The sequence below is a fragment of the Streptomyces sp. NPDC058289 genome (assembly GCF_042880975.1).
GTDB lineage: Bacteria > Actinomycetota > Actinomycetes > Streptomycetales > Streptomycetaceae > Streptomyces > Streptomyces stoeckheimensis.
On sequence record NZ_JBHVYI010000120.1, the window covers coordinates 1 to 6,987 of the forward strand.

Annotated in this window: 5 protein-coding genes; 1 reads left to right on the top strand and 4 read right to left on the bottom strand. The window is 72.0% G+C overall.

Annotated elements, in window-relative coordinates; genetic code table 11:
• Positions 1-372: 372 nt before the first annotated feature.
• Positions 373-825 (bottom strand): SRPBCC family protein, encoded by a 453-nt coding sequence (locus ACFVX6_RS36755; RefSeq protein WP_389698945.1) that lies wholly within the window; start codon positions 823-825, stop codon positions 373-375.
• Between the two features lie 83 nt (positions 826-908).
• Complete coding sequence (locus ACFVX6_RS36760) at positions 909-1,703, bottom strand: metallophosphoesterase (protein WP_389698946.1); 795 nt, start codon at positions 1,701-1,703, stop codon at positions 909-911.
• A 228-nt stretch (positions 1,704-1,931) separates the two neighbouring features.
• Here ACFVX6_RS36760 and ACFVX6_RS36765 point away from each other — a divergent pair, with 228 nt between their 5' ends.
• Entirely contained in the window at positions 1,932-3,728 is a 1,797-nt protein-coding gene (locus tag ACFVX6_RS36765) for an AMP-dependent synthetase/ligase (protein ID WP_389698947.1), read from the top strand.
• 15 nt (positions 3,729-3,743) lie between these two features.
• Here ACFVX6_RS36765 and ACFVX6_RS36770 read toward each other — a convergent pair whose 3' ends face one another.
• Both ACFVX6_RS36770 and ACFVX6_RS36775 read right to left on the bottom strand, forming a co-directional pair.
• On the bottom strand, positions 3,744-5,360 hold the full coding sequence (locus ACFVX6_RS36770) for a GMC oxidoreductase (RefSeq protein ID WP_389698948.1): 1,617 nt from the start codon (positions 5,358-5,360) through the stop codon (positions 3,744-3,746).
• A gap of 203 nt (positions 5,361-5,563) precedes the next feature.
• A complete protein-coding gene (locus tag ACFVX6_RS36775) occupies positions 5,564-6,706 on the bottom strand; it encodes a glycosyltransferase family 4 protein (protein WP_389698949.1) in 1,143 nt (380 codons plus the stop codon).
• Positions 6,707-6,987 lie beyond the last annotated feature (281 nt).

A 6,987-nucleotide genomic window follows, 5' to 3' on the forward strand; every position in this document is an offset into this window, starting at 1 on the left:
GCGACCCTCGCCGCTGCGCGGGGCAAAGTCCCCTACCCGCCCTTCCACCGTTCCCCGGGCGCTGCCCGGACCCGGAAAGAACCTGGGGCTCCGCCCCAGACCCCGCGCCTCAAACGCCGGCGAGGCTGGATCGACCCGGCCCCCGGGAACGGCGCCGCACCCGGCAAGGGTCCGGGCGGAGCCCGGGGAACGGGCGAAGGGCGGGTAGGGGAATCCGCCCCGCAGGGCCAACCCAGCCGCACCCGCCCACCAGCCCCGCACCGTCCGCCTGTGGCAGGCACCCCGACCGGACCCCCGCCGGACGGAGTCCGGCGCAGCGACGCGAAGCCCGCGCAGCGGTGCGAGCGGCGCGGCGAAAAGGTGCCCGGCGCGTTAGGAAGGCGTGGGGCGGCTTTCCACGCGCTTCTTCAGGCCCGCCAGCGCCCGGTCGATGATGACCTTCTCCGCCTTGCGCTTGATCATGCCGAGCATCGGGATCTTGACGTCCACCGTCAGCGAGTAGGTCACCTCGGTGCGCGCACCGCCCGCGACGGGCGCCAGCTGGTAGGACCCGTCGAGCTGCCTCAGCATCTGGGACTTGTCCAGCGTCCAGCTGACCGTGTCATCGGCCGGCCAGGTGTAGGCCAGCGTGTGGTCGTCCTTGATCGCGCCCGCGTCCAGCAGCAGCCGGACGAGAGAAGCCCGGCCGGCGTCGTCCTTCGCCAGTACCTCGGCCTCCTTCACCTCGCCGGTCCACTCCGGGTAGCGGGCGAAGTCGGCGATCACGGCCATGACGTCGGCCGGGGCCGCCTCGATCGTGATGCTCGAGCTGGTGTGTTCCGCCATCGCGGTCGCTCCTCCGGGGGGAGTTCGAGGAAGTGTGCGGACGGCCCTGGGCCGCCGCGTGAAGGCTATCGCGCGTCATGACCTCACCACTCCAGGGCCCACGGCCTTCCGGTGGCGGCGAAGTGGCCGACGTTCACGCACTCGGTGGCGCCGATCCGCATCCGCCGGGCGAGCGGCTGGTGGACGTGGCCGAAGAGCGCGTACCGGGGCCGCACCCGGCGGATCGCGGCGAGCAACGCCCCGCTCCCCCGCTCGAAGCGGCGGGCCACCGTGTCGTAGCAGAGCTCGGGGACCTCCGGCGGGATGTGCGAGCACAGCACGTCGACCTCGCCGAGTGCCTCCACCTTGGCCGCGTACTCCTCCTCGGACACCTCGTAGGGCGTGCGCATCGGCGAGGGGAGGCCTCCGCCGACGAAGCCGAAGACCCGGCCCCCGATCTCGGCACGCTGTCCGTCGAGCACGGTGAGGCCGGGGCCGGCGTACTCGGGCCAGAGCCCGGGGATGTCGACATTGCCGTACGTGGCGTACGTGGGCCGGGGGAAGGCGGCGAACATCTCGGCGTACTGGCGGCGGACCGCGCCCTCGACGAGCCGTTCCCGGTCCCGCCCGGCCCACAGTCCGCGGGCGAACTCCCGGGCCTCCTCGAAACGGCGGGCGGTGCGCAGTTCGACGATGTGGTCGGCGTTCTCGACGCCGAAGAGGTCGGGGAAGATGCCGCGCGAGTGGTCGGCGTAGTCGAGGAAGAGGACGAGGTCGCCCAGGCAGATCAGCGCGTCGGCGCCTTCCCCGGCCCGCGCCAGGGCTTCGGTGTTGCCGTGGACGTCGCTGACCACGTGGACCCGTGTCCGGTTCTTGATGCCACCCATAGAGCCACCCATGCGGCCACCCTAGGCGCGCCGGGCCGCCGCGGGGAGGGAATCGGGTGAGGCGGCCGGACCTGCGGTTACTTCCGAGTCGCAAAGCGGGTCGACTAATGTCGGCAGGACACGGCCGCGACATGTGACGCAGGGAACATCTGGCCGGTTCCCTCTATCCGGAACCGCCTACCGGTGGGTAACGTCGCGTCGGTCCACATGGTGGCGATGGCGCCCAGAGGAGCAGCAGTCTTGCGCGAGTTCAGCCTTCCGGCCCTGTACGAGGTCCCTTCGGACGGGAACCTGACGGATCTCATCCGCCGCAACGCCGCTCAGCATCCCGACACCGCCGTCATGGCCCGCAAGGTCGCCGGCGCGTGGCAGGACGTCACCGCGACCGAGTTCCTCGCCGAGGTCCGCGCCGCGGCGAAGGGCCTGATCGCGGCCGGCATCCGGCCCGGCGACCGGGTCGCCCTGATCTCCCGCACCCGCTACGAGTGGGTGCTGATCGACTTCGCGATCTGGAGCGCGGGCGCCGTCACGGTCCCCGTGTACGAGACCAGCTCCCCCGAGCAGATCCAGTGGATCCTCGGCGACTCCGGCGCGGTCGCCGTCATCGTGGAGTCCCCCGGGCACGCCTCGGCCGTGGCCGCCCTGCGCGACCGGCTGCCGGAGCTGCGCGAGGTCTGGGAGATCGAGCAGGGCGCCCTGGAGACGCTGAACGCGGCCGGCGCCGAGATCTCCGACGCCGAGCTCGACGAGCGCAGCGCGCTCGCCGGGGCCGACGACCCGGCCACCATCGTCTACACCTCCGGCACCACCGGCCGCCCCAAGGGCTGCGTGCTGACCCACCGCAGCTTCTTCGCGGAGTGCGGGAACATCGTGGCCCGGCTGCATCCGCTGTTCCGGACCGGCGAGTGCTCCGTCCTGCTCTTCCTGCCGGCCGCGCACGTCTTCGGTCGCCTGGTGGAGGTGGCGGCCGTGCTGGCGCCGATCCGGCTGGGCTGCGTACCGGACATCAAGAACCTCACGGACGAGCTGCAGTCCTTCCGGCCGACGCTGATCCTCGGCGTCCCGCGCGTCTTCGAGAAGGTCTACAACTCGGCCCGCGCCAAGGCGCAGGCCGACGGCAAGGGCAAGATCTTCGACGCGGCCGCCGAGACGGCGATCGCGTACAGCCGCGCGCTGGACCTGCCGGGCGGGCCGTCCTTCAAGCTCAAGCTGAAGCACAAGCTCTTCTCCAAGCTGGTCTACAGCAAGCTCCACACGGTCCTCGGCGGGCGCGGCGAGTACGCGATCTCCGGCGGGGCCCCGCTGGGCGAGCGGCTCGGCCACTTCTTCCGCGGCATCGGCTTCACGGTGCTGGAGGGCTACGGCCTGACCGAGTCCTGCGCGGCCACGGCCTTCAACCCGTGGGACAAGACGAAGATCGGTACGGTCGGCCAGCCGCTCCCGGGCTCCGTGGTGCGCATCGCCGACGACGGCGAGGTGCTCCTGCACGGCGAGCACATCTTCAAGGAGTACTGGAACAACCCGACGGCCACCGCCGACGCGCTGACCGACGGCTGGTTCCACACCGGTGACGTCGGCACGCTCGACGAGGACGGCTACCTGGCGATCACCGGGCGCAAGAAGGAGCTCATCGTCACGGCGGGCGGCAAGAACGTCGCCCCCGCGGTGATCGAGGACCGGATCCGGGCGCACGCGCTGGTCGCGGAGTGCATGGTGGTCGGCGACGCGCGGCCGTTCGTGGCCGCGCTGGTCACCATCGACGAGGAGTTCCTGGGCCGGTGGGCCGCGGAGAACGGCAAGCCGGCCGGTGTGACGGCGGCCGAGCTGCGCGAGGACGCAGACCTCATCGCCGCCGTCCAGAAGGCCGTGGACGACGGCAACGCGGCGGTTTCCAAGGCGGAATCGGTGCGGAAATTCCGCATTCTGCCCTCCCAGTTCACGGAGGAGTCCGGGCACATCACGCCGTCGCTGAAGCTGAAGCGGAATGTGGTGGCGAAGGACTTCGCGGACGAGATCGAAGCCCTCTACCGGGGCTAGCGGTGGCGGCGGGGACTACCGCGGGTCCTCGGCGAGGACCCGCGCCATGTTCCGCTCCGCGAGCGCGGTGACGGTGACGAAGGGGTTCACGCCGAGCGATCCGGGGATCAGCGAGCTGTCGGTGACGTAGAGGCCCTGGTAGCCCTTGACGCGGCCGAAGTCGTCGGTCGCGTCCCCCAGGACACAGCCGCCCAGCGGGTGGTAGGTGAAGTTGTCGGCGAAGTTCTTGTTGTCGCCGAAGAGGTCGTAGCGGTAGATGGTGAAGTTGGCCCGGTTGATCCGGTCGAAGAGGCGCTTGGCGGCCTCGACGGACGGGGTGTTCTGGTCCCGGGTCCACTGGAGCTTCGCCGAGTCGCTGACGGCGTCGTAGGTGAAGTGCCCGCGCTCCGGGTTCTTGGTGATGGCCAGGTACATCGAGATCCAGTGCTCGAACCCCATCGGGAGCGGGGCGATCTCGGCGAAGACCGGGTTCGAGGCGTTGTCCCAGTCGTCGATGCCGAGGGCGGGCATGGTGGCCTGGTTGGCGCCGACCGTGTCCCACAGGTGGTTGGCGCGGGCGGTCATGACGTTGCCGTTGTGGCCCCAGCCGAGGCCCACCTTGTCGTTCAGGGCAGGCAGGGTGCCCCTCTCGCGGGCGCGCAGCAGGATCTCGGTGGTGCCGAGGCTGCCGGCGCCGAGGAAGAGTTGCTTGCAGCCCAGTTCGCGGACCTGGGTGACGCGGCCGGTGAGGTCGCTGGTCTGGACGGTCAGGACGTACCCGCCGGCCGGGTCCTGCCGTACGCCGACCACGCGCTGCATGGTCTCGATGGTGACGTTCCCCGTGCCCAGGGCGGCGGCGAGGTAGGTCTTGTCCACGCTCTTCTTGCCGTGGTTGTTGCCGTAGATGACCTCGCCGGCGAGGGCGGATCTGGTGGCGGTGCCGGCGGCCTCGCGCTTCATGTACTCGAAGTCGTAGACGTTGGGCACGAAGGTGGTCTTCAGCCCGGTCTTCTGGGCGTGCTTGCGGGAGATCCGGGCGAAGCGGTACCACTCGGTGGACTCGAACCAGGCCGGGTCGATGTCGTTGACCCCGAGCATGGCGCGGGCCCGGGGGTAGTAGGTGCCGTACATCTCGTCGGCGTTCACCCGGGGCATGACCTGGGTGAAGTACGAGCGCTTCGGCGTGGGTGCCATTCCGCCGTTGACCAGGGAGCCGCCGCCGACGCCGCGGCCCACGTACACCGACATGTCCCCGTAGTTCACCCGGTCCAGCACGCCGGGGTACGGGCTGATGTTGCGGTTGACCACGTCCAGCCAGAGGAACTGGGCGAGCGGGGCCTCGGTGCGGTTGCGGAACCACATCGAGCGCTGGTCGGGGGCGGAGGTGGCGGGGAAGACCTTCCCGTCGGCGCCCGGAGTGTCCCAGAGCCGGCCCATCTCCAGGACCACGGTCCGCACGCCGGCCTGCCCGAGGCGGAGCGCGGCGACGGCGGATCCGTAGCCGGAGCCGACGACGATGGCCGGGGCGTACGTGGCGGCCGCGGGCTCGGCGGCGGCAGCGGACTGCAGGCCGATCCGGGTGAAACCGAGGGCCGCCGCGGTCTGCAGGGCGCCGAGACCGAGAACATGACGACGTGTCAGGTTTGGTGTCATGGCCGCATCATGAGCGGATTCCGCTCAACCGGCCATAACCCGCACTGACACGCTTCTGAGTAACAGTCAGACATGGCTCGACCGTAGGCGGGCCCCGCCCCGGCCCGCGCGATTCGATCGACTCTGCCCGCGATCGGCCCCTCGGGCGCGATAATCCCCCCTCCGTACGGAAAGGGGACCCCGCGCATCGTGCGCGGCGCTCGCTACAGGAGCTCGCGCAGGCGCTCCGCCAACAGGTCCCAGCGCCACTTCTCCTCGACCCAGGCGCGGCCGCGCTCGCCCATGCGCGCGCGCAGGGCCGGGTCCCGGAGCAGGGCGACGACACGGTCCGCGGTCTCGGCCGGGGCGCCGCCGGGGACCACCCAGCCCGTCTCCCCGTCCAGTACGGCGTCCGGGGCTCCTCCGGAGTCGCCGGCGATCACCGGCAGGCCGGTGGCGGAGGCCTCCAGGTAGACGATGCCGAGGCCCTCCACGTCGAGCCCGCCGCGCCGGGTCCGGCAGGGCATCGCGAAGACGTCCCCGGCCCCGTAGTGGGCGGGCAGTTCGGACCACGGGACCGCGCCCGTGAACACGACGGACTCCGCGACCCCGGTGGAGGCGGCCAGGGCCCGCAGGTCGGCCTCGTAGGGGCCGCCGCCCACGATCAGCAGGACGGCGTCCGGCAGGGCCGCCAGGATCCGCGGCATCGCCTCGATCAGCGTGTCCTGCCCCTTGCGGGGGACGAGCCGCGAGACGCAGACGACCACCGGCCGGTCCGTCAGACCCAGCCTCGCCCGGACCTCCGCGCCGCCCGACCCCGGGTGGAAGGTCTTCTCGTCCACCCCCGGCGGGAGCTGCGTCATCCGCGCCGCCGCGCGGTCCGTCAGGGCCGGGGCGATCCGCGAACGGGTGTACTCCCCCAGGTAGGTCAGGGTGTCCGTGCCCTCGCCGATGCGCCGCAGCAGTTGGCGGGCGACCGGCAGCTGCGCCCAGCCCGCCTCGTGCCCGTGCGTGGTCGCCACGATCCGGCGTGCGCCCGCCCGGCGCAGGGCGGGGCCCATCAGGCCCAGCGGGGCCGCCGCGCCGAACCACACCGACGAGCAGCCGTGTTCGCGCAGCAGGCCCACGGCCCGGCGGGTGACCCGGGGGGTCGGCAGCAGCATCGTCGTGCGGTCGCGGACCACCTGGAAGGGCTGCTCCGCGTCGAAGGCGGCGGTGGCGGCGCGGGCCTCGGCGGAGTGCTTCCAGGTGGAGGCGTAGACCACGACCCGGTCGGGGTCCAGTCGCAGCGCCATGTTGTGCAGGAAGGCCTGGATGCCCCCCGGCCGCGGCGGGAAGTCGTTGGTCACGATCAGCGTCTTGTCCATCGCCTGCCGACCCTACCGGAGCGGGGCCCTGCGGGGCTCTGACCGGGGTACGGGGCTGCGTGCGGGTGCGGCCGGGGCCGCGGAAGCCAGGCCTGCGACGGAGCTTCTGGGGCTCCGCCCCGGACCCCGCGCCTCAAACGCCGGAGGGGCTGATTTTGCCCCGGCGGCGTCCCGGCTAGGGCCTGTGGTGGGGCTGCGGGGCGGGGGCGGCGCGGGGGGCGGGGGCGGTGGAGTAGGGGGGCGCGCGAGCCGGAGAGGGCGACGGGAGCTTGGGGGACTGG

Coding starts and splice junctions, on each gene's coding strand:
- ACFVX6_RS36755 (WP_389698945.1), bottom strand. CDS start 825: ATGGCGGAACACACCAGCTCGAGCATCACGATCGAGGCGGCCCCGGCC.
- ACFVX6_RS36775 (WP_389698949.1), bottom strand. CDS start 6,706: ATGGACAAGACGCTGATCGTGACCAACGACTTCCCGCCGCGGCCGGGG.
- ACFVX6_RS36770 (WP_389698948.1), bottom strand. CDS start 5,360: ATGACACCAAACCTGACACGTCGTCATGTTCTCGGTCTCGGCGCCCTG.
- ACFVX6_RS36760 (WP_389698946.1), bottom strand. CDS start 1,703: ATGGGTGGCTCTATGGGTGGCATCAAGAACCGGACACGGGTCCACGTG.